The organism is Bacillus sp. FJAT-27445, assembly GCF_001510665.1.
Lineage (GTDB): Bacteria > Bacillota > Bacilli > Bacillales > Cytobacillaceae > Bacillus_D.
The window spans coordinates 564,431-589,490 of sequence record NZ_LMTI01000002.1; the positions used below are offsets into that span (position 1 = coordinate 564,431).

A 25,060-nucleotide genomic window follows, 5' to 3' on the forward strand; every position below is an offset into this window, starting at 1 on the left:
GCAAATCAAACCCTATAGAATCAAAACTGCCTTTTGCAAAATAGTAATCCAATTTTATTGTTTATTTCCCTCGAAAGGATTTCCTAAATTCCAGGATGAATTCTGTCCCTTTTCCAATGTTGCTTTTAACGGTAATCCTTCCTTTGTGAGCCTCAACGATATGTTTAACAATTGCAAGGCCAAGGCCTGTACCGCCTGAATTCCTTGTTCTTGCCCTGTCCACCCTATAAAAGCGTTCAAATATCCTAGGGATTTCTTCTTCCTCAATCCCAATACCGGTATCCCGAACAACCATCACAATTCTCTTTCCTGCATCCCTTACGGTTAATTCAACCCTCCCGTCCATTGGGGTGTAGGTAATCGCGTTTGTAAGGAGATTGATCAGCACCTGCCTAATCCTAAATGAATCTCCTTCAATCTCCAAATCATCAGGGATAGGATGAATAACTAGATCAATGCGCTTTTCAGAAGCTTTCCCATCCAGGATTGCAACTATTTCCTTTAGGATGGGAGCAAGGTTGAAACGCAAAATATCCAGCCTGAAATTATGCTGTTCCAACTTTGATAGCTCTAATAGGTCCTGAATTAGCCTTTGGAGACGGTCGCTTTCCTTAAGGATGATAGACAGAAATTCATGCAGGGCTTTCTCATCCTTCATCGCGCCGTCAAGCAGGGTCTCAGCAAATCCTTTTATTGATGTAACAGGAGTCTTCAGCTCATGGGATACATTGGCGACAAAATCCTTCCTGATTTGCTCCAATTTTTTCAGTTCGGTTATATCGTGGAAAACAAGCAATACGCCCTTCCATACATTATTTGTTCCAATGATTGGAAGAGCTGAAACATCAAAATACTTGCGTTCAATTGATACAGGCAAGATGAACTGTTTTCTCTGCTTTTGTTCAGTCATGAATATTTCTTCAATCAATTCCTGGATTTCCCTAAAAGGGATCGCTTCGTAGTAAGCCCGGTACAGGATTTCTCCCGGTTCCACTTTGAATAATTCCTTATAGCCTTTGTTGATAAGGTTAATAAAACCCCGGCTGTCAATCAGGACTAGGCCGCTGCCGATATTTTCAATCAAGGTTATTAGCCGCTCCTGCTGGATTTCACGTGTCTTAGCCATATCTTCAAGGTTTCGGGCGAGCACATTGATCGATGAGCTTAACAGCCCAGTCTCATCCATTCTCTCCTCAACGTACGTCCGTGCTCTATAATTTCCCTTTGCAAGCTCCATCGCAACATTTGCGGCTGATTCGATAGGCTTCGCGTATCTTCTAGTTATCCTCATCCCAAGCAGGACGATGATTGCCATGGCAAGGCCAAGGCTTAATGAAATGAGCCACCATATATTTCTATAGGCATCCTTCAATTCACTTGAAGCAAGGCTAAGGAAAAGGTATCCTTCAGTTCCGTTTTCCTTCTTCAATTCTGTCCAATAATAGTGGACTTCCTGCCGGTCTCTCAATTTAAAGAAGCGCCTTTTTTTATTCCCCCCCGAAACAATATCGGTTATCAAATCCCCGGGGGCAGCTACATCGCCATTACTGTTGTAAAGGACATTACCGTTCTTGTCTACCAAAAGGATTCCCGCGCCGAGCTTTTTGCCGAACTTACCAAGTTCGTTTCTATCCGCCCCCTGAAGTCCTCCGTAATCCTCAATATACATCCGGATCAGGCTGCTTTCCTTTTCCAGCCTTTCATAAAAGGAATCAAGATAATAATTTTTAAAAAGCTGGCCCAAGAGAATCCCAAGCCCAAGGAGAACGGCGACTGTGAGGAGAACCATAGCTATTAATAGCCTCGTCCTGTATTTTGTCATTCGCCTTTAGGTTCCTCCATTTTATAGCCAAGGCCCCGAATCGTTTTAATATAATTCGGCTTTTTTGTATCCGCCTCGATTTTCTCCCGCAAGTGGGAAATATGTACATCGACTATTCGCGTATCACCCGCAAAGTCATAATTCCATACGGTGCTTAATAGCTGGTCCCTAGTCAGGACCCTGTTTTTATTTTGCGCAAGGCAATTCAGCAGTTCAAATTCCTTTAAAGTAAGGGCAAGGAGATTCCCTTTGAAAAACGCTTCGAATCTTTCCGGAAAAATCTTCAGGTCTCCAATCAGGACAGCCTCTATTTCTTCGGGTTCTTCCTGCTGTTTTTCTTGGTATTGCTCCGTTCTGCGCAGAATCGCCTTAACGCGCGCCAGTACTTCACGCGGGCTGAAAGGCTTGACCATATAATCATCGGCGCCGAGCTCCAGGCCTAGTATTTTATCTAATTCATCATCTTTTGCCGTGAGCATAAGAATTGGAATCATAATCTTTTGCTGGCGAAGCTGCTTGCAAACTTCAATCCCGTCGATTCCGGGAAGCATGAGGTCAAGGATAATCATATCAGGGCTTTCATTCATTGCCCGCTCCTTTCCTTCCTTTCCGTCCATTGCGGTTATGACCTCGTATCCGCCCTGTTCCAGATTGTACTTAAGCAGGGTTACAATCGATTGTTCATCGTCTACAACTAACACCTTTTTCTTCATAATGACCTCCGTGAATAAGATAAACCCCATACATTCTGTTTACTTCCCCCACTACTATAGTATAGTAAATATTTTTTGCCTTCAAGAATAGCGGAAGGGCAGCCATAGGCTGCCCTTAAAAGTTATCTAGCGTGCTGCCATCCATTTGCGAGAGTCGGTGCGGAGGGCAGACCTTTAATTTTCCAATGACTACTTTTTCTTCCTTCTCATCTTTTCCTTCTACAGAAATGGTAACAGTATGCGCTTTCCGGTCCACTTCTGTGACTTCGAGAAGAAAGTCCACTGTTCCATAATGATAAACCGGTTTTGGAAACTCCAGCTCCTGGGCGAGAATATGGCTTCCCGGCCCTGGGAGATATTTGGATATGGCGGAAGTAATAATGCCTGTCAGCATGATGGCCGGCACAACCGGTTTGCCAAACGGCGTTTGCGATGCATAGTCATGCTGGATATACAAGGGGTTCGCATCATTTGTAAGACCCAGGTAAAGCAGTAGGTCCTTGTCTTCGATTTTTTCCGTCAGGGCAAGCTTTTCCCCCGCGGTCATTTCCTCAATCCTTCTGCCAAGCTTTCTTTTTTTGCCTAATAGCATTTCCGACCCCCCAAATCTGCCTATTATAAGGACAGGTTTGTTATTTTGCTGCTTGTTTATTCATAAAACATCTGCATGGACCATTCCATAGTATCCAAAAAATTCGGGGGAAACTCCCCCGAATTTTGTTGATAAAATTAAGCAAGCACAGCCATGACATTACGCACTGATTCAGCGGACTTGTCTAGAGCGGCTTTTTCCTCTTCTGTCAATTCAAGCTCAATAACCTTCTCAATGCCATTAGCTCCGAGAATGGTCGGCACGCCAAGATAAATTCCTTCGTAGCCATATTCACCTTCAAGATAAGCAATCGTTGGAAGGACACGGCGCTGATCTTTCAATATGGCTTCGCACATTTCAACCAGAGATGCCGCCGGGGCGTAATAAGCACTTCCGTTGCCAAGGAGATTTACAATTTCACCGCCGCCTTTGCGGGTGCGTTCAACGATTGCTTCAAGGCGTTCCTTTGAAATAAGGGTTTCTAGCGGAATCCCGCCAGCATAGGAATAGCGGACTAAAGGAACCATATCGTCTCCATGGCCGCCAAGCACAAATCCGGTAATATCTTTTACAGAAAGATTCAATTCCTGGGCGATGAAGGTGCGGAACCTTGCGGAGTCCAATACACCTGATTGGCCAATAACCCGGTTTTTAGGGAATCCACTTTCCTTGAAAACAGTGTATGTCATGGCATCAACCGGATTTGTCAAAACCACTATGAAACTGTTAGGGGAGTGTTTAGCAATCTCTTGCGCGACACTCTTCATGATTTTCTGGTTTGTTTGGACGAGGTCGTCTCGGCTCATACCCGGCTTCCTGGCAATGCCCGCCGTAATGACAACAATATCCGAATCCTTTGTGTCTTCGTAGCTCGATGTGCCTGTTATGTTGGCATCAAACCCTTGAACAGGGCTTGCCTGCAACATATCAAGGGCCTTTCCCTTCGTCGGGTTTTCCATTTGCGGAATATCGACGAGGACAACATCCCCAAGTTCTTTCTGGGCAAGCAGAAAAGCCGTGGTAGCCCCTGTAAAACCTCCACCGATGACAGAAATCTTTTTGCGTTTCATTGACATAGTGTTTCCCCCTTGATAATTACCTTCAAATCGGGATACTGGCGGGTGACGTTTCCGCCCGTCCCCATGAACTAACATACGTCTTGGGCAGGTTATTCCATATTCTTGATAAGCTCATCGCCAAATTCGGAAGTTTTCACTTCTTTAGCTCCATCCATAAGGCGGGCAAAGTCATAAGTTACGACTTTGGATGCAATCGTCTTCTCCATCGATTTTACGATCTTATTGGCAGCTTCGTTCCAGCCAAGGTGCTCAAGCAATAGCACTCCGGACAGGATAACGGAAGAAGGATTCACTTTATCAAGGCCTGCATATTTAGGGGCTGTTCCATGTGTAGCCTCAAAAATGGCGTGGCCAGTTTCATAGTTGATATTTGCTCCTGGAGCAATACCGATTCCGCCTACTTGCGCGGCAAGGGCATCGGAGATATAGTCACCGTTCAGGTTCATTGTAGCAACTACGTCAAACTCTTTCGGGCGAGTCAGGATTTGCTGAAGGAAAATATCCGCAATCGAATCTTTTACAATGATCTTGCCTGCCGCTTCGGCATCGGCTTGCGCCTTATTAGCGGCTTCTGTGCCTTCTTCTTCTTTAATGCGGTCATATTGGGCCCATGTGAAGACCTTATCGCCGAATTCTTTCTCGGCAAGCTCATAGCCCCAATTCTTGAATGCACCTTCTGTATACTTCATAATGTTCCCTTTATGTACAAGGGTCAATGACTTGCGGCCTTCTTTGATTGCATAATTCAGCGCAGCACGCACAAGTCGGGTTGTCCCCTCTTCGGAAACAGGCTTAATTCCGATTCCGGAAGTTTCAGGGAACCGAATTTTGTTAACTCCCATTTCATTTTGAAGGAAGCTGATCAATTTTTTCACTTCTTCCGAACCCTGGGCATATTCAATCCCTGCGTAAATATCTTCCGTGTTTTCGCGGAAAATAACCATATCAGTGTCCTGCGGGCGCTTTACAGGAGAAGGAACACCTTCAAACCATCTTACTGGGCGCAGGCAGACGAACAAATCGAGAATCTGGCGCAAAGCAACGTTCAACGAGCGGATTCCACCGCCAACCGGGGTTGTCAATGGCCCTTTAATGGCAATTAGGTATTCGTTGATCACATCAAGTGTTTCCTGTGGGAGCCATTCGCCAGTCTGGTTGTATGCCTTTTCACCGGCTAGTACTTCTTTCCAGACGATTTTCTTTTCTCCGTTATAGGCCTTTTCGACAGCTGCATCCAAAACTCTTACAGAAGCCGCCCAGATGTCTGGGCCTGTTCCATCCCCTTCAATAAATGGGACAACAGGATTGTTTGGAACATTCAAAACACCATTTTGGACAGTAATTTTTTCACCTTGCATTGTCATTTCTCCCTCCACTGATCAATCCGTTAAGGATGAAGCATCATTTTAACCAAACCTAAAGGTTAGAAGGATTGCTTCTAACCTCGCTGTACGCGCTAATCCCGCCAAAACGCGGAGAAGTAGCGCCGCTTTATTCATTACATCAATTTTCTTTGTAAAAGTAAACCAATTCGCTAGGGCTTCAGCGTGCCGCGATTGGAATATACTTTTGCATTCCCGGGCCATTATATTCAGCACGGGGACGAATCAGCCTGTTATTGTCATACTGCTCAAGGATATGTGCCAGCCAGCCTGATACACGGCTAATTGCAAAAATTGGCGTAAACAGATCATGGTCAATGCCAAGGCTGTGGTACACCGAAGCGGAATAGAAATCGACATTCGGCGGAAGGTTTTTCTCGCCAGTCACGATCTCCTCTATTTTTACCGACATATCATACCAGTGCGGTTCCCCGGTCAGAATAGTCAGCTTCCTGGACATTTCCCTCAAGTGTTTTGCACGAGGGTCACCCTTTCGGTAAACACGGTGCCCGAAGCCCATGATTTTTTCCTTATTATCAAGCTTGCCCCTTACATAGCCTTCCACATTCTCAAGCGAGCCAATATCGGTCAGCATTTTCATGACCGCTTCGTTCGCTCCTCCATGAAGTGGGCCTTTAAGGGCGCCGATTGCGGCTGTAATCCCGGAATAAACATCAGAAAGAGTTGCAACACAAACCCTTGCCGTAAAGGTGGATGCATTTAATTCATGGTCGGCATGGAGAACTAGAGCTTTATCAAAAGCCTCAACCGCAATCGCTTCTGGCTCTTTCCCTGTAAGCATATACAGGAAGTTTGCAGCAAAGCCAAGATCCTTCCTTGGTGCAATTGGTTCGAGGCCCTTCCTTATCCTGGCAAAGGCTGTTACGAGGGCAGGGATTTTGGCCTGAAGGCGGATTGCTTTCCTAAAATTGGCTTCCTCGTTCATCACATCTGCCTCGTCGTCATACAGGCCGAGCAGTGAAACGGCTGTTCTTAGTGCGGCCATTGGATGGACTGACTTGATTGGATACATGCTGAAATGGTCAAGCACTTCCTGAGGAAGCGCGGCTTCAGCGGATAGCTGGTTCCTTAGCTCTTCAAGTTCTGTCTGCGTCGGCAATTTACGATGCCATAACAGATAAATGATTTCTTCAAAACTAGCATTCTCTGCCAAATCATCAATATCATAGCCAACATACGTCAAGGTATCATCGATGATTGAGCTGATTGAGGATGTTGTCGCCACAACCCCTTCTAGTCCACGTGTTACTGACATGCCAAACCTCTCCTTTGCAATCTGTAGTTTCCCCGTTCCCTTTTCCTATAGTGTAATTGGAAGGCTGGATACCTCGGCCGAATTGCATGAGCGCTTGCTCGGAAATTTCCTAAAAAATGAGCATCTGCCCTAAAAAAGCAAATGCCAATCTCCCCCACACAATAACAGCCATCTAAGGCTGTAAAACGATATTCCCTTCACTTTTACACTATACACAATTATTTAATCATAATAATTAGCCTTATGTAAAAAAGATTGCGCTTTCAAGTCCTATTATAACCAATTGTCAGATTTTTGTGAATGAAAAGGAATTAAAAAAATTAAAAATATTATACTGATAGAAATTCCAGGCACATAGAAAGCCTCGAACCGTTTTGGCCGAGGGCAAGCCTATTCCCCCAAAAAAACCGTTATTTAAAAGTATAGCCATAATGCATATTAATTTGCAAAATGTTAAACTTATTTTATCTTATTAAAAAACTTTGCATGAAGGAGGTCATAAAGGGTTGAATCCTATCTACATATCACGGACAATCAGATTCCTCATCGTAGTGGGTGCGGTAATTGGGGCATTCATCGCATTTTATTACATATCGAGGGTAACTTATCCATTTTTAATAGCCTTTGCCATCGCCTTCCTGATCAATCCCCTTGTTAATTTATTTGAGAAGAAAGGCCGGATGCCGCGTTCTCTGGCGGTCCTAATTACCCTGGTTATCATTTTCGCCATATTCGCGGGGCTTGTAACCCTCCTCGTCGCCGAAATTGTCAGCGGAGCAACGTACCTTGCGGATGTTCTGCCAAAACATCTCAATACCCTGATCCGGTACAGTGAGGATATGTTCGCATCCCAAGTCCTCCCTATGTACAATCAGATCACGGGCATGTTCAATAACCTGGATGCGGGGCAGCAAGAAACCATCATGGGCAATATCAAGAATGTGGGCCAAAGAGTTGGTACGACCGTAGGTAACTTCCTGAAAGGATTTTTTGGAAACATTCCAATGATTCTCTCCTGGTTCCCAAATGCGGCAACCGTGCTCATTTTTTCGCTACTTGCAACCTTCTTTATCAGCAAGGATTGGTACCGGCTGTCTTCCATTGGCGGCAGGTTGATGCCGGTAAAAGCCAGAGCCAGCGGGAGAACCGTATTTGCCGACCTGAAAAAAGCCCTATTTGGCTTCGTTAAGGCTCAATTGACGTTGATATCAATAACGACGGTCATCATCCTGATCGGGCTGCTCATTCTTCGTGTAGATTACGCAATTACCATTGCATTAGTTGCCGGTATCGTCGATATCATCCCTTATCTGGGAACTGGTGCTGTCTTCGTGCCCTGGATTCTATACGAAGCAATAGCTGGAGATATGGGGCTCGCAATCGGCCTCGGGGTGCTGTATATCATCGTTTTGGTACAGCGCCAGGTGATGGAGCCGAAAATTCTTTCGTCCAGCATTGGGCTGGATCCTTTGGCAACACTGATTGCGCTGTTCGTCGGCTTCAAGCTTTTAGGATTTCTGGGCCTGATAGCGGGGCCTGTCGTCCTTGTTATTTTTAACACCCTAAAGCGCGCACATGTCTTCGAAGATCTTTGGGTATTCATTAAAGGCAACGAAAAGAAAATATAAACAAAAACGCCGGCAAATGCAATGCCGGCGTTTTTCATTTTATTTAATCACTCTTATCGTTCCCCGGTTTATCCAGCGCCTGAAGGAAGCCGCCAGCCAGTGTTTAAAGAACTTTCTCGTCTGCGGAATAAGCAGGAGAAGCCCTATCAGATCTGTGATTATGCCTGGTGCTAGGAGGAGCGCCCCACCTACAAGAACACAAATTCCATCAAGGACCGCCTCTCCGGGCATTTGGCCGTAACCCATTTGCTGCCTAGCCTGGTGGATCACCTTCAAGCCTTGGCTGCGGGCAAAATACGTTCCAAGCACCCCGGTGAGCAAAATTAACAAAAAGGTTGGAAAAATACCTATCGTTTTGCCAGACCAGAGCAAAATACCGATTTCAGCTGCTGGAACGAGAATGATCAGCAAAAAGAAATACGTGCGAAACATGTTGGCCTCCTCCCCTTCCCAAGAACAAAATGCGCAAGCGCCTAGATCAGCCCCGACCAGATTAAGACGGGGCCCGCAGGACGGGCCTGCCCTCCGGAGGGAACCGGCTTAAGACCTCGAGGGGCTAGGCGCTGGAGCTAGATTACAATAAATTATTTCGAGATATACACGAAGTTCAAATTTATAGTTCGTTAGCAAGCAAAAAGAAGGGATGGCCATCCCTTCCTCCAGCGGCATTACAGGACGCTTGCGTGTCCCTCGTAAATTACGCCCCTTGTTGCATCAACAGTAATTTCCTGTCCATCTTTTATTATTCCGGTAGCATTTTCAATACCTACTATTACTGGAATACCAAGACTTAAACCAACGACTGCAGCATGGCTTGTGAGCCCACCCTCTTCTGCAATAAGGGCACCGCATTTCTCAATCGCCGGCACCATTTCCCTGTCAGAACCAATTGTAATCAGAATGTCACCAGGAGTAACCTTTTCGAGGGCTTCTTCCGCATTCTTGGCAATTACCGCTCTTCCGTATGCCGACTTTTTGCCGATTCCTTGCCCTTTAGCCAGGATATCGCCGACAATGTGAATTTTCATGAGGTTGGTTGTACCCGCTTCTGCCACAGGGACTCCAGCGGTAATGATGACAAGGTCCCCATGCTGGACAATCCCGCTGTTAAGGCTTTCGCCTACCGCAATATCCATCATTTCGTCGGTTGTCTTTACTTTTTTGCCAACCTGAGGATATACTCCCCAAACGAGGCTTAGTCGCCTTTGTACTCCCTTATCCGATGTAACCGCAACGATTGGAGCCTTCGTCCGGTATTTCGATACCATCCTAGCCGAATGGCCGCTGACAGTGGGAGTGATAATTGCGCTAACCTGCAGGTTCAGTGCCGTATAGGCAACGGATTGGCCAATTGCGTCTGTCGTATTGGTTTCCGTATCCCTGCTCCTTTTCTGCAATATCTCCTTATGGTTCAATGCTTCCTCTGCCCTTGATGCAATATTGTGCATTGTTTGGACCGCTTCCACTGGATAAAGGCCGGCAGCTGTTTCGCCGGAAAGCATAATGGCATCAGTCCCATCAAAAATGGCATTGGCTACGTCGCTAGCTTCAGCCCTTGTCGGCCTTGGGTTTCTTTGCATGGAATCAAGCATTTGGGTCGCAGTAATTACAGGCTTTCCTTCCGCATTGCACTTCTTTATCAGCATTTTTTGGACGAGAGGAACTTCTTCCGCTGGGATTTCAACTCCCAAATCACCACGGGCAACCATGAGGCCATCGGAAACCTCAAGAATCTCATCGATGTTATCGACCCCTTCTTGATTTTCAATTTTCGGGATGATATGGATATGGTTACCTTTATTTTCTTCAAGGAGCTGGCGGATTTCAAGGACATCCTTAGCCCTCCTTACGAAGGAAGCGGCTATGAAATCGACATCCTGTTCAATCCCAAAAAGGATATCCTCCCTGTCCTTTTCAGTAATGCCCGGTAGATTAACTGAAACCCCAGGGACATTTACGCCTTTCTTATTCTTTAGGGTGCCTGAATTTAATATCCTAGTGTGGATTAACTGATTGTCTGTATCAATCCGTGTTACTTCCAGCCCAATCAGGCCGTCATCAAGGAGAATCCTCGATCCTCTGGAAACATCCTCAATTAGCCCCGGGTATGTAATTGAAATCATTTCTGGGGTACCTTCAACTTCTTTCATTGACACTATGACTTCATTTCCAGCCGTAAGTTCAATCGCCCCATCCTTCATGTTGTGGGTACGGATTTCCGGGCCTTTTGTATCCAGGAGAATGGCTATGTTCTTGCCGGTCATTTCCGCCGCTTTCCTGATATTGGAAATTCGTGCTCCATGCTCCTCAAAATTTCCGTGGGAAAAATTTAGGCGGGCAACGTTCATTCCCGATACCATCAGTTCTTTCAGTTGTTCGACGCTCTCACTAGCAGGGCCGATTGTACAAACAATCTTTGTTTTTCGCATGCTAAATCCTCCTGTTAGAGTTTAAATGGATAACTCCTGTGATAACCTATATAAATCCAAATCAAGCACATGCTTCTTTTCTTCAAGTGCTTCGATAATATCGTAATCCACTAGACGATTTTGCTCAATTCCAACCGCCCGGCCGCCTTTTTCGTCCAGCAGAAGTTCAACCGCCCTCGCACCGAGCCTGCTTGCAAGCACGCGGTCTGTCGCAGTCGGTGAACCTCCCCTTTGCATATGGCCCAAAACGGATATTCTTGTATCTATATTGGTTGCTTCCTTCAATTGGCGGGCCAAGTCGACCGCGCTGCCCACACCCTCGGCAATGACAATGATGCTATGCTTCTTCCCGCGTTCGTTTCCGCGGCGGAGTTTATCCGCTATATCATTCATGTCATAGTTTTCTTCAGGGATTAATATCGTTTCCGCCCCTCCGGCCAGGCCAGCCCAAAGAGCGATATCGCCCGCATCACGCCCCATTACTTCAATGATAAATGTCCTTTCATGGGAACTTGCCGTGTCGCGGATTTTGTCAATTGCATCAATTACTGTATTTAGAGCCGTATCAAAGCCAATTGTAAATTCTGTACCAGGAATGTCATTATCAATTGTCCCAGGAACACCGACACATGGGAATCCTTGTTCCGTCAACGCCTTGGCGCCACGGTAAGACCCGTCTCCGCCTATTACGACAAGCCCTTCAATATCAAATTTACGTAATTGTTCAATTCCCTTTAACTGCCCCTCTTTTGTTTTAAATTCAAGGCAGCGAGCGGATTGGAGCATGGTTCCGCCCCTATGGATAATATCCCCGACAGACCCCAGTTCAAGCTTTTTAATATTTCCAGTTAGCAAACCAGCAAACCCACCATATACACCATAGACCTCTATGTTATGGAATATCGCCTTCCTGACGACTGCCCTGATGGCGGCATTCATACCAGGTGAATCCCCGCCACTTGTCAATACACCTATTTTCCTCATACCAATCATCACCCCATATCTTTACTCTTCCCCAAGGAAATGAATTTTTCACAAAACTCCTGTACTTTGTTATAAATGTAACAAACAGGTCATTTATAAAATACCATTAAGAGAGAGGTCTAACAACCTAATCGCAACGAAAAAGCAAAATACAGAAGAATAGTCAAGTGTAAGCGTTTTAAATATAAAATACTAAATAAAAGAAGACGTGCTTCGAAAAGCACGCCCTTACTTTACCCCAATAAAGTCATTTAAAAACGAATACTCGCCAATCGACTTATACTTATCATATCGTTGTTCCTTCAGTTCATCACCTGAAAGCTTGGACAATTCCTTAAGGGATCGAAACAAAGCCTTCTCAATTTCATGTGCCTGAGCCTCGACATCCCTATGGGCTCCGCCTCTCACTTCAGGAATAATATTGTCTATGATTCCAAGGTCCTTTAAGTCCGGTGCTGTGATTTTCATTGACTCAGCGGCGCGTTTCGCCTGGGAGGCATCTTTCCATAGCAAGGCTGCGGCCCCTTCCGGCGAGATAACGGAATACGTGGAGTTTTCCAACATTAGGATTTGGTTTCCAACCCCTAGTGCCAAAGCTCCTCCGCTTCCACCCTCTCCTATAACAATGCAGACAACCGGAACACTTAGGCTTGCCATTTCAAATAGATTACGGGCAATCGCCTCGCTCTGTCCCCGCTCTTCCGCGGCTTTTCCGGGATAGGCGCCTTTTGTATCAATAAAACAGATAATCGGCCGTTTGAATTTCTCGGCTTGCTTCATTAGCCTCAACGCTTTTCTATACCCTTCAGGATGCGGCATCCCAAAATTCCGCCGAATATTCTCCTTTGTATCCTTTCCGCGCTGGTGACCAATAATTGTAATCGGAATCCCTTTGAACTTTGCGATTCCACCAACAATTGCCTCATCATCCCCATACAGCCTGTCGCCATGGCATTCCATAAAGCTATCAAAAAGAAAGCCAATATAATCGAGGGTTGTAGGCCTCTCAGGATGGCGTGCAATTTGAACACGGTCCCACGGCTTTATGTTCGAGTATATGTCTGCTTCGAGCTTCTCAAGGCGGGCCGCCAGCTTTTCAATTTCAGACGAAAGATCCACTTCCGTTTTAGTTGTATAATCCTTTAACTCACTAATCTTTTTCCTTAGCTCGATGATTGGTTTTTCAAATTCCAGCTCCCCTACCAAGCAAGCTCACCTCCTCGTTGATGCAATTCAAGGATTGTCCCAATTTTGCCTTTCAGTTCATGCCTATCAATCACCGCATCCAACTGGCCATGCTTAAGCAAAAATTCCGCTGTCTGAAAATCTTCAGGCAGTTCTTCCCTGATGGTTTGTTCAATAATCCTTCTTCCAGCAAATCCAATTAGCGCCCCTGGTTCAGCGATGTTATAGTCCCCAAGTGAAGCGAAGCTGGCTGAAACGCCGCCGGTAGTCGGATGGGTCATGATTGAAATGATTAGGCCTCCATTATCACTAAACCTCTTTAAGGCAACACTTGTCTTGGCCATTTGCATAAGGCTTAATACACCTTCCTGCATCCTGGCACCGCCTGAAGCTGTGAAAATAATGAATGGTATGTCTAATTCCCCGGCTTTTTCAACAGCACGGGTAATTTTTTCGCCAACGACGGAACCCATGCTTCCCATTCGGAAGGTCGAATCCATAAACGCAACGGAAACCAATATTCCGTTTACCGTTCCGGTTCCTGTTACGACAGCTTCGTTCATTTTCGTTTTTATTCTGTCTTTCTCCAGTTTCTCAAGATAATCCGGAAACCCAAGCGGATTTTCCGAAATCATTCCCGCATTAATTTCCTCGAAGCTGTCCTCATCGAGGAAGCTTTGAATTCTTTCCCGGGCATTCATTGGATAATGGCGCCCGCAATGAAAACATACCTTGAGGTTTTTCGCCAGCTCCCGCGTATAGATAATTTTCTTACAACCAGGGCATTTTGTCATGATGCCTTCAGGGACGTCCTGTTTCGCTGCCTCAGAGGGTATCGCGGCATATTTCTTTTTTTTCGATTTCGTAAATAGCTCTTTTAGCAAGTTAGTACCTCCCTAGTTTAAAGAAGTGGAATCGAAGCCGGGGAGCAAATCACCTTTTGGTTTTCCCGGAAGATCCTCATTGACATTGGCCCGGCCGAATCTAGCTTCCTCGGTTCCACCATGGCGCAGAAGCACCGTGGTAAAGTCAGTGCCAAAAAATAAAAGCGAAACACCCCAAAGCATTTACGCATTCCATTAGTGGCCAGACCACTTCTTCATAAAAATTACCCGGGTATTCCAGGGTACGGCCTGTCCATACTATAGGGCACTTTTCATTCAAAAGTTGCCGCTTTTTGTCGTTAGGATTAAGACAATTTTCTTAATTTCATATAACGGCCTATCACCAATTCTTCATCCCCTGCATCAATAGCTTCAATGAGAGCATGATACTCTTCGGGATGTGCTTTTTCTACTGCAAAGCCTTGGGAATGGTAATAATCCTTTAAAATGACCCAGATACGTGAAAACAAATGGTTATCGGCCAATAGAATAAGCCGATAAAAAAAGTCGTCATCGTTGATGTCATCAGATTTCGTGAGCCTGTACGCCTCATCCAAACGAAGGTGATTGTTTCTTTTGAGAATAAGACGTAGACAATCCATTTCAATATAATACTTGGTCTCTTTGACATCACGTTTTGCCTTTTCATCCTGGAGAATGAATGTGCTCAGAATTTGGACAAGCTGGTTACCTCTAAAATCGCGAATAAAGGTGCCTTCTCCCCTTCTCGTTTCAATCAGACCCAATAATTCAAGCGCGCGCAAAGCCTCCCTGACGGAGGAGCGCCCCACATTGAGGCGCTCCGTTAATTCCCGCTCGGAAGGTATTTTGTCCCCTGCTTTAAGGCCATCCGCGGCAATCATTTCCCTTAGCTTCTTAACGATTTCAATATATACCTTAGAATTCTGGAATTGGCTTTTTACCGTATCCTTCACTTGTTTCTCCCAATTAATGAGAGCCTTTTGGTTTTTTCTTTTACGTCCTCAGGGTCGACCCGTAAGCGGGCAACACCTGTTTCCATAGCAGCCTTGGCAACTGCGGAAGCAACCTCAGGTGCGACTCTTTCATCAAATGGACCTGGGATGACATAGTCCTCGTTCAGTTCGTCATCGCTAATTAGACCAGCAATCGCCTCAACGGCAGCTACCTTCATCTCTTCATTGATATGGGTAGCCCGCGCATCAAGCGCACCCCTGAATATGCCAGGAAAAGCCAGAACGTTATTTACCTGGTTTGGAAAATCGGAACGGCCTGTGCCAATGACCCTTGCCCCGGCTTCTTTTGCCTCATCCGGCATAATTTCCGGTACCGGGTTAGCCATCGCGAAAATAGTCGGCCCTTCATTCATGGTTGAAACCATCTCTTTTGTCAAGGCACCGGCTACGGATACACCGATGAAAACATCTGCGCCTTTAATGACATCCTCAAGGTTTCCTTGAAGGCGGTCCCTGTTCGTAAACCGGGCAACTTCGTCTTTAATGGCATTCATACCGTTTGGGCGTCCTTCATAGATTGCCCCTTTTGTATCACACATAATAATATCGCGTACGCCGTAGCTGTGCAGTAGCTTGATGATGGCTATTCCAGCCGCACCCGCTCCATTAGCCACAACCTTGATTTCGGTCATTTTTTTTCCTGTAATTTTCAGGGCATTGACGAGGCCTGCCACGGTGACGATGGCCGTTCCGTGCTGGTCGTCATGGAAAATCGGTATGTTTGTTTCTTTTTTGAGCCTTTCTTCTATTTCAAAACATTTTGGAGCAGCGATATCCTCAAGATTCACTCCGCCAAATGTCGGTTCTAGAAGCTTGACAGTTTCAATAATTTTTTCAACATCCGTAGTGTTCAGGCAGATTGGAAACGCATCTACTCCCGCAAAGCTTTTAAATAAAACAGCCTTTCCTTCCATTACAGGCAGGGCAGCTTCTGGGCCAATATTCCCGAGGCCGAGCACAGCTGTCCCATCGGTAACCACCGCTACCATATTTCCCTTCATCGTATAATCGTATACAGTTTCGGGCTTGTCGTATATTTCTTTGCATGGTTCGGCGACTCCCGGAGAATAAGCAAGACTTAAATCCTTGGCGTTCCTTACTTCTACTTTCGATTTTGATTCAAGTTTTCCTTGGTTAAGGCGGTGCATATGCAGGGCTTCTTCGCGCAATGTCAAGGTATTCACTCCTTTAGGATATGGAAGGAAATGTTTTATTCGGTGGTCAGACCACACTTTCTTTTACCACTATATCACATCTTGTTTCGATGTAAAGCAGGAATTTTCCTGCTTGATTATTTTAAGATAACATTGGATTCCCCAAGGAAATCCTCAAGATGGCCGAGCAGAGTTTCGGTTGGTTCAACTCCATACAGGTTCCCAAGGCTGACTGTCTTCTTCCTGCGGTCATAATGGAGAACAACCTCTATCCCTCCCGTGCTGGAGGATAGTATTTCTTTCAGCTCCTCTAGCCGGGCAGGTTCCTGATTTTCTTCTGTAAGTTTCAGAAAAAGGCGCTTGCTAACATTTTTCTTAATCCAGTTCTCTATTTCCTCCGCTCTGCGGATAATGAATTGGATTTTCCCCTCCCGCTTTTCCGTCTTTCCTTCAATAACAGCCATCTTTCCCTGGTTGAGCAAGTTTGTATGTTTCTTATAGACATCAGGGAATGCAACAGCCTCCATTTCACCGCTTGCGTCACTGACGGTTAGGAACGCCATGGGTTCGCCTTTTTTCGTGCGGATCGTTTTCGCTGCTATTATATAAATCCCTGCGGCTTGCTGCTTTGGCCCTGGGTTTAAATCAGCCAGCAGGTACACTCCCGCGGCGTGCAGCTCTTTTTCATGTATGGAAAGAGGATGGCTTGAAAGGTAAAATCCGAGGACTTCTTTTTCAAGTGCCAGCTTGTTCTCCATGCTGATAGAATCTACTTCCATATATTTAGGGGCCGGCATAAATTCACTATCCGTAAAAAGCCCTTCTTGCCCATCTTCCCCTGTGCTCATCAACTGGGCATGCTCGATTGCCACATCCAGGGTTGCAAGCAGAGTTGCCCTGTCTTTTCCAAATTCATCAAAGCAGCCTGAGTGGACAAGGGTTTCAAGCGTTTTTCGATTGGCGGTCTTCTGCGGAAGGCGGATGCAAAAGTCAAAAAGGTCTGTAAACGGTTTTCGGTTTCTTTCTTGGAAAATTTCCTTAGCTGCCGTGTAGCCAATACCCTTTATTCCGCCCAGCCCGAACCGTACGCCTTCATTTTCAGCTTTAAAGAAATACTGGCTCCTATTTATCGAGGGTGGAAAAACCGGTATTCCCATCGTTTTCAGCTCACGGATGTACTGGCCTATTTTCAGGTCATTCCCGATAACTGTGGATAGGAGCGCCGCCATGAAATGGACAGGGAAGTGCGCCTTTAGGTAAGCGAGCTGGCAGGAAATCATGCTGTAGGCAACGGCATGGCTCTTGTTAAAACCGTAATTCGCAAACCTGACGATTAAATCATATACCTCGTTTGCAACACGCTTATCGTATCCTTTTTTTACGGCGCCTCCGACAAAATGCTCCCTCTCCCGATCGAGTTCCTCTTTTATCTTCTTGCTGACAGCCCTCCTCAGCAAATCGGCCTCCCCTAGCGAAAATCCAGCCATAAGTGAGGCGACCTGCATGATTTGCTCCTGATAAACGATAACCCCATACGTATTTTCCAGGATGGGGCCAAGGTCTTTATGGGGATAGCTGATTAAATCATGGCCGTGCTTCCTTGAAATGAACAAGGGGATGTTTTCCATCGGTCCTGGACGGTAAAGGGCATTAACGGCAACTATGTCATCAAACCTGGTTGGCCTTAGGCGGGTAAGGACATTCCTCATTCCCTCGGATTCCAGCTGGAATATACCAGTCGTTTCCCCTCTGGCGAGCAATTCGTATGTTTTTTCGTCTTCAAGGGGTATTAAGCGGCTTTCAATTCTCCTTTTTCCATCCCTATTAATCGATGTAATGATCGACTCGATTAGCGACAGATTCCTTAATCCCAGGAAATCCATTTTTAAAAGGCCTATTTCCTCAAGATGCTCCATGGAATATTGGGTCAAATAAATATTGTTATGGCCTGCCTGTATTGGTACGAGTTCGACAAGAGGCTTCTCGCTGATGACGACCCCGGCTGCGTGGGTGGACGTATGCCTAGGAAGACCCTCCAGCTTCTGCGCGGTATCAAACAGCTTTTGATTGAACGGACTTTCCGTAATAAACTCACGGAGCCTGGCAGATTCATCGCGGGCCTCTTTAAGTGTAATTCCGTTCCTCGAAGGGATGGCCTTTGACAGCGAATCCAACTCTTTGGAATTAAGGCCAAATGCCCTTCCAACATCGCGTATAGATGCTTTTGCAGCAAGTGTCCCAAACGTCGCAATCTGGGCAACATGGAGTTCACCGTATTTCCCGGCGACGTATTCGATGACTTCATCGCGCCGATTATCAGGAAAATCGATATCAATATCCGGCATGGAAATCCGTTCGGGATTGAGAAACCGTTCAAATAGCAAGCCATGCTCAACCGGGTCGACATCCGTAATATAAAGGGAAAAGGCAACGAGGGAGCCAGCCGCCGAACCCCGTCCGGGACCCGTCAGGATGCTTTTTTCCCGAGCGAATTTCATGAAATCCCAAACGATTAGGAAGTAATCGTTAAAGTTCATTTTATTTATAATGGAAAGTTCATATCTGAGCCTCTGCGCATATTCCTCCCCACAGTCAGGCAGCCTTTTATTCAAGCCTGAAAAACATAGCCTTTCTAACATTTGTTCAGGCCTGATACTGCCTTCGAGCGGATATTTCGGCATATGGATTTGCCCGAATTCAATAGAAACCGAGCATCTTTTTGCAATATCTAGTGTGTTTTCGAGCGATTCAGGGATGGAAGCAAACAGTTCAGCCATTTCGGCAGCGGTTTTGAGATAATATTCTTCCCCCGAAAGCCTATCGCGCCCTTCATCCTGCAGCTTTACTCCATCCCTAATTGCGAGCAGGCATTCATGGGCGAGGGCGTCCCCCCTTTCCAAGTAGTAGACAGAATTGGCCGCGGCAACATTGATTTCCGCTTTTCGCGCTAATTCCGGGAGGTGGCCAAGAAGAAAGCGTTCCTCTTCTAGCCCGTGATTCTGCAGGGAGAGAAAAAAATCCCCCGAAAAAATTTCCTTATACAATTGAATACTAGAGCGCGCCTCTTTCTCTTTCCCCTCGAGCACGAGCGCCTCGATTTCCCCTTCAACGCCAGGGGTAATGGCGATAAGCCCAGAAGCATAATGACGAAGCCATTTCAAAGGTATGCCTTCTCGGGACACTGTCTGGATTGCACTCGATATTTTAAGGAGATTCCTGAATCCCGTATTGTTTTTTGCCAAAAGCACAAGCGGGAATGCGCCCGCCCCCTCCCTTTCCGACTGGACATCGGCTGTCAGGCCAAGGATTGGAGTAATGCCATTCTTTTTACATTCCTTGTAAAATTCGATGGATCCGTACATAACATTGCGGTCAGTCAGGGCAAGAGCCTTGAAGCCCTTATTTCGAGCATCGGCAACGAGCGAAGAAATAGAAGCAGTGCTGCTAAGCAGGCTATACGCACTATAGGTTTGAAGGTGGATATACGACATTTTCTCACGCCCCTTTGCTTCTTCTCTCTTTCTATTATAGGGGTTGAAATGGGAAAAGAAAATATGTTCCCCTTTTTAATGGCGTCTGTAGGGGAAACGCAAGTAGCCGGGTGCAGTGAGTTTTATTCATAATCGGGGATGTTTGTCCATATGATTGAAGTGGGAAGCCAATGTTGCAAAAAGGAATGGTGCTATGAATCAGGCAGGGTTCATTTCTTCTTTTATTGAAAGCTATTTTATTGCACTCGGAGTGCTTCTTGGAGGCGCACTCATCGGGGGAATCGCCGCTTTCCTGACCGGGCAGCCGATGCTGACGGCCATTGCCAGGCTTTCGTCATCCTTAAGAATATGGGCAATTGTTGCCGCGATTGGTGGGACATTCGATCCCATTTATGAATTTGAAAAGGGGATATTTGATGGACAAACAAAAGATATTATCAAACAAATATTTTTGATTTTATCCGCTCTAGGCGGAGCCCAGACCGGAGCGCTCCTAATTGAATGGTTTACCCAGGAGTTTATCGCCTCATGAGGGTCCCCCCACTTTATAAAGACAATACATGGCAGCGCTTTTTTGTGGGTATGGCCATCGGCGGAATAATTAGCTGGCTCCTGTTCATTTATATGTATGGAATCCTTCAGGAAAAGCAAACATTGCTTATCCAGGAGCAAAAGGATACGATCCAGGATCTCAGGGATGATGTAGCCATCTGGCAGGAAGAGTTCAAAAACCTGAATAAAGAAAACATTGAGCATCTTCTCGTCCAACAAATTACAGTCAAGATTATAAACCATCAAAAATACAGCCTTGACCTGCTAAGTGTTAAACAGACAGAGGAAGCGGTCACCGAAGATTTGAAGACCCTTAAGGCCAAGGATGTTCAAACAGTCTATAAAAATAAAGATTTGATAAAAAGGGTTATTGAAAATAGATCGGTTTCAATCAATGGCAAAAAATACAGGCTTGAGGTGAAGGAGCTTGTCATTTACACAAACGTCATCATTCAGCTTCATATCACCCTGGACAGTTAATGAAGCCGCAAAGAACATTTGAAAGTGGAGAAAACAGAAAAGGCCAATCCATTGAAACAGATGGATTGGCCTTTCCTAATGGTACAACCACTTAGTTACAAACAGCATTTAATTCATGGAGGACACTGTCCATTTCCTGCCAGGAAAAAATTGAAGCTCCCGCGGCTAGCGGGTGGCCGCCTCCGTTGAATTGCTTCGCCACTCCATTGATGACTGGGCCCTTTGACCTTAGCCTCACACGGATTTGGTCTTGTTCCTCAATGAAAAACACCCATGCTTTTATTCCTTTTACATTGCCCAGCGTGCTGACCAAAAGGGATGCTTCGGATGGAAGGGCATCATACTTTTGAAGAAGCTCCCTTGACAAAATAACAGATGCCACGCCATTCTCCTGCATGTTAAAGTTTTGCAGGATATAGCCATTTAGCTTAATAATATTCGCGCTTAATTCATACATACGGTCGTAAAGTTCTGTTCTTGAGAAATTATAATGGATCAGCTCGCCCGCATAAGCAAATGTCTTATCCGTTGTACTTGGATAAAGGAACCGCCCGGTGTCTCCCACAATCCCTGCATAAAGAAGTCTGGCGGCTTCATCGCTAAGCACCAGCCCACGGTCCTTCCCTTTAAGGAACAATTCATAAATCATTTCGCTTGTAGAACTTGCGCTCGTATCAACCCACATCAAATTGCCGTACGGGTCTTCATTTGGGTGATGGTCAATTTTGATAAGCATGCTTCCAAGCCTATATCTTTCGTCACAAATACGCTCGGTATTGGCGGTATCGCATACGATGACAAGGGCTCCCTCGTATGCGCTATCTGGAATTTTATCCATTTCCCTAAGGTAGGCGAGCGTTTCCTCATCCTGGCCAACTACATAAATTTTCTTATCCGGATAAGTTGCCAGCAGTATTTCAGCGAGCCCGCATTGAGACCCATATGCATCCGGATCCGGACGGACGTGCCGGTGAATAATGATTGTCCTGTATTCCTCAATCGCATCTAGTATTTTCGTTTCCATGAATTATCTCCTTCAAATCATATGTTAGCAAAAAAACGGCAGGTTTCTGGCATTTCACCCCATTTCCGGCTACAATAATAACGTAGTTCAAATATGGAGGTTTTCAAATGCCAATACTTGTTATTCTAATCGTATTTTCCTTGTCCTTTTATGTTTTTTATAAAATAAAATATGTAAGGAGCACCAAACCGGGCGAACGCAACTGGATTTCATCAAAGTCCGGAATTGCCCTGGGGTTGTTTGTACTCACATTTGGCCTCAACCAACTTTACTTATTTCAATCGAAAGTGTCTTACATCGTTGCCATTGTGTTCATCCTTCTTGGCGGAATCAATATTTGGTCCGGAATAAAGGCATATAGATTTTATCTGCCATTTGCCATAAAGGAAGCCGAAGGGAAGAATTGATCATAGTCCATATTTTGAAAGCTGTGCCACAATAGGCGCAGTTTTTATTTTTCCCCCGATGCACATTTTCTTTATGGCTCGGCATCAATTATTGCCTGTCAATCAGCTGGCACATCATCATTGCTTTCCCTACCATCAATCCATCACTAAAAACCTCGACATCCACCTTTCCAAATTTGCGTCCGACCTCCAGCACCTTGGGGTATATTTCAAGAATGCTGTCTATCTGTACTGGTTTTAGAAAGTAGATTGTCATGTTTTCCACTACAAGGTCGCCTTTTTTGTATCCTCTCAGCACACGGCTGGCGGCCTCGGCGACAATCGTTGTAAAAACGCCGTAAGATATCGTTCCGAGATGGTTTGTCATTTGCGGTGAAACTTCAATTCTATAGTAGTCCTCCCCCTTCGTTTTTCCCTGGGAAAGGAGCATCTGGCTCGTCACAATGTCATCAAGAGTTTCGCCGACCTGGGGCTGCCGCTGGATCATCTGCAATGCCTTCAGGACATCCTGCCGGCTTATGATGCCTTGGAGCCGGTTTGAATCATCGACAACCGGCAAAAGCTCAATTCCTTCCCAGACCATCATATGCGAAGCCGAAGCGACACTTATTTTGCCGCCGACAGTCATCGGCTGCCGCGTCATGACCTTTTCGATTGGGGTGTCCATTTCCTGGCCCACAATGTCCTTGGAGGTGACTATCCCTTGGACTTTCATCCCTTGGTCAACTACCGGATAACGGCCATGTTTTGTCTCCCGGTTATATATATGCCACTGTCTGACCGTTTCGCCAGTCTTTAAATACACTGTTTTTTCAAGAGAAGTCAGAATATCTTCGACTAGCGTGATTTCCTTTTTTATGAGCTGGTCGTAAATAGCCCTGTTGATCATCGTTGCCACGGTAAAAGTATCATAGCTTGTCGATATGATCGGGAGCTGCAATTTATCGGCAAGCTTCTTGACGTGTTCTTCCGTATCAAAGCCTCCGGTAATTAGCACCGAGGCTCCAGCTTTCAGCGCATATTCATGGGCCTTTGTCCGGTTGCCGATGATGAGAAGGTTCCCCGCCCCCGTATACCTCATCATTGCATCAAGCTTCATTGCGCCAATTAAAAACTTATTCAGTGTTTTATGAAGACCCGCCTTCCCGCCAATCACTTGTCCTTCAACAATATTTACAATTTCGGCGTAGGTCAGCTTTTCAATGTTTTCTTTCTTCTTGCGTTCAATCCGGATTGTCCCGACCCTTTCAATCGTGCTGACATACCCTTTATTTTCAGCATCCTTAATCGCCCTGTAGGCGGTACCTTCACTTACATTCATCGCCTTTGCAATCTGGCGCACGGAAATTTTATCACCTATGGTAAGCTCGTCGATATATCGCAGAATTTGTTCGTGCTTAGTTGCCAAGACCTTCACCCTTTATCTATTTCCGCTATCCATGCGGGAATCATTTGAATTAATTATAAGGTTAATGAATTACCTATTCAATGCAGGATAGCGGAAAACAGCGAGAAAGGTTAGTAAGTGCGCGATCGAAGCCTCTTTTTTTGAACATGAGGATTTGCAGGGGTTACGTTTCCCGAACCTTTGCCCTTTCGTAAGCCTGAAAGATTGCCTCCTATCACGAGAAGGGCAAGAATGGTCCAGGATGCAGTAAATAGGCCTTCCGTTCCCGAGGAAACTAGCGGAAGCCTTGGACCTGCGTAATAGATAAAAAAGATTGCCAGCAAAAGGCATAGCATATAGCGGTTTTTTGCCACTGCTTTTCCCCCTTTAATTAGCTTGTTTCATTGTTATGCAAATTATTGGGGAAAAAGTCTTGCAGGAACGTAAAACAATGGAAAATTATACTTCGATTGTATCTCCCGGCTCCAATACCATTCCATTCTTAGCTTCCAGCATGCCAATAAACGCATGAGGGTCCTGCCTGATTGGCGGAAACGTATTGTAATGCATGGGGATGACTGTTTTTGCATTCAGGAGCTTTGCTGCATACGCGGCATCTTCTGGTCCCATTGTAAAATTGTCACCGATTGGAAGGAAGGCGACATCAATCGGATGGCGTTCCCCAATCAGTTTCATGTCGGAAAATAAACCGGTATCTCCGGCGTGGTATATCGTTTTACCCTCAGCCATGATCAATATTCCCGCTGGCATTCCACAATAGATTAGCTGTTTATCTGATGTTTCATAGCTTGAACCATGGAACGCCTGTGTTAGCTTTACTTTTCCAAAATCAAACTGGAATGAACCGCCGATATGCATGGCATGTGTGCGAACACCCTGCCAGCCCAAAAAATCAGAAATCTCTGCGTTGGCTATCACAAGCGAGTCATTTCGTTTCGCAATACTCACTGTATCGCCTACATGGTCGTTATGTCCGTGGGAGAGAATGATGACATCAGGATTTTCATTTTCTTCCTTTAAATCGGTAAGTCTGTTTCCGTTGATAAATGGATCTATTAAAATTGTTTTCCCCATTGTAATGATTTTTACTACCGAATGCCCATGATAGGATATTTTCATTTTTGCATTCCCCTTCCATATGTATTTACTTATTAGGTTCGATTCTTATTATATATATCCTGCCGAAACGTTCTTTTAACATCATTTTAATGTTAATAGTCAATATCTTCTGTTGATTATTGTTATAGAACTTGCCCGTAAAACCACGCGGGCTTGCCCCGTGGATATAAGGGCATCGCTCGAGGATGGTCTTTTGACCATCCTATTTGAGCGACTTTAAGAGATATTTATTACAAACATATGTTCCTTTGCGGTAAAATAGATGTATAAAATTGGATTTAAACTTGATGGGACTGAGGTGGTAAATATGAGTGAATAAAACACTTTAAATCATTGAAGTTTCTAGTTCAGTACCATATAATTTGGTGTTCGAAATTTAGATAATGCCGGAACATATCCATATGTTTGTCTCAACGAAACCAACTGTGTCTGCCACGGACGTTGTCCGAACATTTA

22 protein-coding genes are annotated in these 25,060 nt (G+C 45.3%); 4 read left to right on the forward strand and 18 right to left on the reverse strand.

Going from position 1 to position 25,060, the window contains the following annotated elements; translation table 11 throughout:
• Positions 1-61 precede the first annotated feature (61 nt).
• The 6 genes from pnpS to citZ form a co-directional block, all read right to left on the reverse strand.
• Positions 62-1,822 carry a two-component system histidine kinase PnpS gene (gene pnpS, locus AR337_RS07455; protein WP_059171375.1) on the reverse strand — a complete coding sequence of 587 codons (1,761 nt, stop codon included), beginning with the start codon at positions 1,820-1,822 and terminating at the stop codon, positions 62-64.
• Positions 1,819-2,535, reverse strand: coding sequence for a response regulator transcription factor (locus tag AR337_RS07460; RefSeq protein ID WP_059171590.1), 717 nt, complete (start codon positions 2,533-2,535; stop codon positions 1,819-1,821). The genes pnpS and AR337_RS07460 overlap by 4 nt, the downstream gene beginning before the upstream one ends.
• A gap of 115 nt (positions 2,536-2,650) precedes the next feature.
• Entirely contained in the window at positions 2,651-3,127 is a 477-nt protein-coding gene (locus AR337_RS07465) for a MaoC/PaaZ C-terminal domain-containing protein (RefSeq protein ID WP_059171376.1), read from the reverse strand.
• Between the two features lie 137 nt (positions 3,128-3,264).
• A complete protein-coding gene (gene mdh / locus AR337_RS07470; protein WP_059171377.1) occupies positions 3,265-4,203 on the reverse strand; it encodes a malate dehydrogenase in 939 nt (312 codons plus the stop codon).
• A gap of 92 nt (positions 4,204-4,295) precedes the next feature.
• Entirely contained in the window at positions 4,296-5,564 is a 1,269-nt protein-coding gene (gene icd, locus AR337_RS07475) for an NADP-dependent isocitrate dehydrogenase (RefSeq protein WP_059171591.1), read from the reverse strand.
• Between the two features lie 184 nt (positions 5,565-5,748).
• A complete protein-coding gene (gene citZ / locus AR337_RS07480; RefSeq protein ID WP_059171378.1) occupies positions 5,749-6,864 on the reverse strand; it encodes a citrate synthase in 1,116 nt (371 codons plus the stop codon).
• A gap of 506 nt (positions 6,865-7,370) precedes the next feature.
• On the opposite strand from citZ, the gene ytvI reads away from it, so the two are divergent.
• Positions 7,371-8,492 (forward strand): sporulation integral membrane protein YtvI, encoded by a 1,122-nt coding sequence (gene ytvI, locus AR337_RS07485; protein WP_059171379.1) that lies wholly within the window; start codon positions 7,371-7,373, stop codon positions 8,490-8,492.
• 39 nt (positions 8,493-8,531) lie between these two features.
• Here the strand turns inward: ytvI and AR337_RS07490 are convergent, their stop codons facing one another.
• The 8 genes from AR337_RS07490 to dnaE form a co-directional block, all read right to left on the reverse strand.
• Entirely contained in the window at positions 8,532-8,924 is a 393-nt protein-coding gene (locus AR337_RS07490) for an FxsA family protein (protein WP_059171380.1), read from the reverse strand.
• 236 nt (positions 8,925-9,160) lie between these two features.
• A complete protein-coding gene (gene pyk / locus AR337_RS07495; protein WP_059171381.1) occupies positions 9,161-10,921 on the reverse strand; it encodes a pyruvate kinase in 1,761 nt (586 codons plus the stop codon).
• Positions 10,922-10,942: 21 nt separating this feature from the next.
• A complete protein-coding gene (gene pfkA / locus AR337_RS07500) occupies positions 10,943-11,905 on the reverse strand; it encodes a 6-phosphofructokinase (RefSeq protein ID WP_059171382.1) in 963 nt (320 codons plus the stop codon).
• Positions 11,906-12,133: 228 nt separating this feature from the next.
• Positions 12,134-13,111 (reverse strand): acetyl-CoA carboxylase carboxyl transferase subunit alpha, encoded by a 978-nt coding sequence (gene accA / locus AR337_RS07505; RefSeq protein WP_059171383.1) that lies wholly within the window; start codon positions 13,109-13,111, stop codon positions 12,134-12,136.
• A complete protein-coding gene (gene accD / locus AR337_RS07510; protein ID WP_059171384.1) occupies positions 13,105-13,974 on the reverse strand; it encodes an acetyl-CoA carboxylase, carboxyltransferase subunit beta in 870 nt (289 codons plus the stop codon). The genes accA and accD overlap by 7 nt, the downstream gene beginning before the upstream one ends.
• A gap of 305 nt (positions 13,975-14,279) precedes the next feature.
• Positions 14,280-14,909, reverse strand: a complete 630-nt coding sequence (locus AR337_RS07515; protein WP_301335711.1) for a FadR/GntR family transcriptional regulator — start codon at positions 14,907-14,909, stop codon at positions 14,280-14,282.
• Complete coding sequence (locus AR337_RS07520) at positions 14,906-16,144, reverse strand: NADP-dependent malic enzyme (RefSeq protein ID WP_059171385.1); 1,239 nt, start codon at positions 16,142-16,144, stop codon at positions 14,906-14,908. Before AR337_RS07520 ends, AR337_RS07515 begins: the two co-directional genes overlap by 4 nt.
• Positions 16,145-16,260: 116 nt before the next feature.
• Complete coding sequence (dnaE, locus tag AR337_RS07525) at positions 16,261-19,614, reverse strand: DNA polymerase III subunit alpha (RefSeq protein ID WP_059171386.1); 3,354 nt, start codon at positions 19,612-19,614, stop codon at positions 16,261-16,263.
• 193 nt (positions 19,615-19,807) lie between these two features.
• On the opposite strand from dnaE, the gene AR337_RS07530 reads away from it, so the two are divergent.
• Together AR337_RS07530 and ytrI are read left to right on the forward strand one after the other, a co-directional pair.
• Positions 19,808-20,146: a YtrH family sporulation protein gene (locus tag AR337_RS07530; RefSeq protein ID WP_059171593.1), complete on the forward strand. Its 339-nt coding sequence runs from the start codon at positions 19,808-19,810 to the stop codon at positions 20,144-20,146.
• A complete protein-coding gene (ytrI, locus tag AR337_RS07535; RefSeq protein ID WP_059171387.1) occupies positions 20,143-20,646 on the forward strand; it encodes a sporulation membrane protein YtrI in 504 nt (167 codons plus the stop codon). Before AR337_RS07530 ends, ytrI begins: the two co-directional genes overlap by 4 nt.
• 91 nt (positions 20,647-20,737) lie before the next feature.
• Here the strand turns inward: ytrI and AR337_RS07540 are convergent, their stop codons facing one another.
• Positions 20,738-21,670: a bifunctional oligoribonuclease/PAP phosphatase NrnA gene (locus AR337_RS07540; protein WP_059171388.1), complete on the reverse strand. Its 933-nt coding sequence runs from the start codon at positions 21,668-21,670 to the stop codon at positions 20,738-20,740.
• A 107-nt stretch (positions 21,671-21,777) separates the two neighbouring features.
• On the opposite strand from AR337_RS07540, the gene AR337_RS07545 reads away from it, so the two are divergent.
• A complete protein-coding gene (locus AR337_RS07545; RefSeq protein WP_059171389.1) occupies positions 21,778-22,077 on the forward strand; it encodes a YtpI family protein in 300 nt (99 codons plus the stop codon).
• 88 nt (positions 22,078-22,165) lie between these two features.
• On the opposite strand, the gene AR337_RS07550 is transcribed toward AR337_RS07545, so the two are convergent.
• The 3 genes from AR337_RS07550 to AR337_RS07560 form a co-directional block, all read right to left on the reverse strand.
• Positions 22,166-23,485: a DRTGG domain-containing protein gene (locus AR337_RS07550; RefSeq protein ID WP_059171390.1), complete on the reverse strand. Its 1,320-nt coding sequence runs from the start codon at positions 23,483-23,485 to the stop codon at positions 22,166-22,168.
• A 110-nt stretch (positions 23,486-23,595) separates the two neighbouring features.
• A complete protein-coding gene (locus tag AR337_RS07555) occupies positions 23,596-23,838 on the reverse strand; it encodes a hypothetical protein (RefSeq protein ID WP_059171391.1) in 243 nt (80 codons plus the stop codon).
• An 85-nt stretch (positions 23,839-23,923) separates the two neighbouring features.
• A complete protein-coding gene (locus AR337_RS07560; RefSeq protein ID WP_059171392.1) occupies positions 23,924-24,604 on the reverse strand; it encodes a metal-dependent hydrolase in 681 nt (226 codons plus the stop codon).
• Between the last annotated feature and the right edge of the window lie 456 nt (positions 24,605-25,060).

What these genes read in the sequence shown, in the direction of transcription:
- ytrI (WP_059171387.1), top strand. Translation starts at nt 20,143, where the DNA reads ATGAGGGTCCCCCCACTTTATAAAGACAATACATGGCAGCGCTTTTTT.
- pfkA (WP_059171382.1), bottom strand. Translation starts at nt 11,905, where the DNA reads ATGAGGAAAATAGGTGTATTGACAAGTGGCGGGGATTCACCTGGTATG.
- icd (WP_059171591.1), bottom strand. Translation starts at nt 5,564, where the DNA reads ATGCAAGGTGAAAAAATTACTGTCCAAAATGGTGTTTTGAATGTTCCA.
- AR337_RS07460 (WP_059171590.1), bottom strand. Translation starts at nt 2,535, where the DNA reads ATGAAGAAAAAGGTGTTAGTTGTAGACGATGAACAATCGATTGTAACC.
- pnpS (WP_059171375.1), bottom strand. Translation starts at nt 1,822, where the DNA reads ATGACAAAATACAGGACGAGGCTATTAATAGCTATGGTTCTCCTCACA.
- AR337_RS07490 (WP_059171380.1), bottom strand. Translation starts at nt 8,924, where the DNA reads ATGTTTCGCACGTATTTCTTTTTGCTGATCATTCTCGTTCCAGCAGCT.
- pyk (WP_059171381.1), bottom strand. Translation starts at nt 10,921, where the DNA reads ATGCGAAAAACAAAGATTGTTTGTACAATCGGCCCTGCTAGTGAGAGC.
- AR337_RS07540 (WP_059171388.1), bottom strand. Translation starts at nt 21,670, where the DNA reads ATGGAAACGAAAATACTAGATGCGATTGAGGAATACAGGACAATCATT.
- mdh (WP_059171377.1), bottom strand. Translation starts at nt 4,203, where the DNA reads ATGTCAATGAAACGCAAAAAGATTTCTGTCATCGGTGGAGGTTTTACA.
- AR337_RS07465 (WP_059171376.1), bottom strand. Translation starts at nt 3,127, where the DNA reads ATGCTATTAGGCAAAAAAAGAAAGCTTGGCAGAAGGATTGAGGAAATG.
- AR337_RS07530 (WP_059171593.1), top strand. Translation starts at nt 19,808, where the DNA reads ATGAATCAGGCAGGGTTCATTTCTTCTTTTATTGAAAGCTATTTTATT.
- citZ (WP_059171378.1), bottom strand. Translation starts at nt 6,864, where the DNA reads ATGTCAGTAACACGTGGACTAGAAGGGGTTGTGGCGACAACATCCTCA.
- AR337_RS07545 (WP_059171389.1), top strand. Translation starts at nt 21,778, where the DNA reads ATGCCAATACTTGTTATTCTAATCGTATTTTCCTTGTCCTTTTATGTT.
- dnaE (WP_059171386.1), bottom strand. Translation starts at nt 19,614, where the DNA reads ATGTCGTATATCCACCTTCAAACCTATAGTGCGTATAGCCTGCTTAGC.
- AR337_RS07560 (WP_059171392.1), bottom strand. Translation starts at nt 24,604, where the DNA reads ATGAAAATATCCTATCATGGGCATTCGGTAGTAAAAATCATTACAATG.